This window comes from Segeticoccus rhizosphaerae, assembly GCF_009192725.1.
Taxonomy (GTDB): domain Bacteria; phylum Actinomycetota; class Actinomycetes; order Actinomycetales; family Dermatophilaceae; genus Segeticoccus; species Segeticoccus rhizosphaerae.
Map to the genome: position 1 here is coordinate 1 of NZ_VOHR01000470.1, position 2142 is coordinate 2142.

Consider the following 2142-nt stretch of genomic DNA (forward strand, 5'->3'; position numbering starts at 1 on the left):
ATCCGCGGCAGCTCGCGGCGGCCGGCCGGCGCCTGGTCGCCGTCGCCGCCCACCCGGACGACGAGACGATCGGAGCGGGTCGCCTCATCGCCCACTGGGCCCTGCGGACCGGCCCAGCGCAAGCCATCACCTTCACCGCCGGGGAGAACTGCCTGGCCCACCTCGACGCGCACGTGCCGGGACTGGCGGCGCGACGGCTGCGCGAGTGGCGCGGCGCGGTCACAGCCCTGGGGGCCGAACCCGTCGGCTGCTGTGACGTCCCCGATGGTGCCGTCGCCGCAAGCAGGAACCACCTGGTGGAGGCCCTCGGTTCGCACCTCCACCCGGACGACGTCGTGCTGGCACCGTGGCTGCACGACCCGCACCCCGACCACGCGGCGGCCGGGCGCATCGCCCGGGCGGCCACCGCGCAGATGGGCGCCACCCTGCTGGAGTACCCGGTCTGGATGACCTCCTGGTGCGATCCGGAGGTGCTGGACCGCACGGCATACCGGCTGCGGCGGGTGGGCACCGACGATGCCGACGAGACGGCCCGCCTGACCGCCCTCGCCCACTACGCCTCGCAGCGGCTCCCCCTGCTCCCGGGCCTCACACCGGTGGTCCCGGAGGAGATGCTGCAGCACCACCGCTGCCAGCTGGTCCTGCAGCCCCAGGAGCCGGCCGATGCCTGAGGCTCCGGACTTCGAGGCGCTGTACCGGCGCGACCCGGACCCCTTCCGCGTGCGGACGAGCTGGTACGAGCGGCGCAAGCAGGGCATCGTGCTGGCCAGCCTGTGCCGGCAGACCTACCCGGCCGCGTGGGACGTCGCCTGCGGCACGGGCGACCTCGCCCTCGCCCTTGCGCCGCGCTGCACCCAGCTGCTGGCCACCGACGACTCGGAGCGGGCGGTGCAGCTGACTGCGGAGCTGACGACGGGGACGCAGGTCGACGTCCGCCATCACTCGCTGCCCGCCGACCCGGCCACCTCCGCCCCTCCCACCGGCTCCACCGGCCCCTTCGACCTGATCGTGCTCGCCGAGGTGCTGTACTACCTGACCAAGGAGGCTCGGATGGCCACGTATGCGCTCGTCGACGACGCGGCGAAACCAGTCGCCGAGGTGGTGGCGGTCCACTGGCGGCACCGTCCGCACGACGCCCACCTGTCGGGAGCCGACGTCAACCGAGAGCTGGGCGAGGTGCTCGCGCGGCGGAGGTGGAGCGTTGCGGTCCGCCACGACGACCAGGACTTCGCCCTCACCAGCTGGGTGCGCGAGGCGGCGGGGCAGGAGGCCGGATGATGCCCAGCGAGCTGGCTCCCAGCCCAGATCCGCTGCCGCTGCCGGAGGGCTACGACCGCCACGACCCGACCACCGCCGAGTTGCGCGAGGCCATGACTGCCCTGGCCGGCGAGCGCGACTGGACCCGCCTGACCTGGGCCGGCTTCCTGGAGAGCCTGGTCGCGCTCGGGCGGACCGACATCCCCCTCAGCCGACTCGTGGAGGGACACGTCGACGCGCTGCGGATCCTCGCCGAGGCCTCCGTGCCCGCTCGCCCGGACCAGCTGTATGCCGTGTGGGCCTCCCGTTCGCACGCCACCGGCGTGACTGCCCAGTGGCAGCGCGACGGCCTGGTCCTGTCCGGCACCTTGCGTTTCGCCTCCGGCGCCGGCCTGGTCGACCGCGCGCTCGTGCCCGTCTGGCTGAGCGAGGACCGTCACCTGCTGCTCGACGTGGCGGTCGAGGACTGGCCGGTCGACACCTCCACCTGGCGCACAGCCGCGATGGCCGTGAGCCGGTCACACACGATCACCCTCGACGGAGCGAGCGTGCCCTCGTCGGCCTGCGTCGGTGAGGAGGGCTTCTACCTCGGACGACCGGGCTTCTTCCTCGGGGGCGTCGGTGTCGCGGCCGTCTGGGCCGGTGGGGCCGCGCGGCTCACGGACCTGGCCGTCGAATCCTGCCGGGCCGCACCACCATCGGCCGCACGCGACCAGCGGCTGGGAGACATCCGCACCGAGCTGGCCACCGCGCAGGCGGTCATCCTCGCCGCCTCCCGGAAGACTCCGCCGTATGACGGGGGGTCACCACGGGTGCTCGCGACCGAGGTCCGGGCCGCGGTGGCGGGCGCGGTCCGGCGGCTGGTGGCACACGCGCGCGACCTGG

At 74.2% G+C, this 2142-nt stretch carries 3 protein-coding genes; all 3 read left to right on the forward strand.

Annotated features, from left to right (window positions below):
• A partial coding sequence (locus FRW57_RS20695) for a PIG-L deacetylase family protein (protein ID WP_152186947.1) occupies positions 1-671 on the forward strand: 671 nt, incomplete at its 5' end.
• Positions 664-1278, forward strand: a complete 615-nt coding sequence (locus tag FRW57_RS20700; protein WP_137122283.1) for a class I SAM-dependent methyltransferase — start codon at positions 664-666, stop codon at positions 1276-1278. The genes FRW57_RS20695 and FRW57_RS20700, both read left to right, overlap by 8 nt.
• Positions 1275-2142, forward strand: an 868-nt coding sequence (locus tag FRW57_RS20705) for a hypothetical protein (protein ID WP_152186948.1), incomplete at its 3' end; no start/stop codon positions are given. The genes FRW57_RS20700 and FRW57_RS20705, both read left to right, overlap by 4 nt.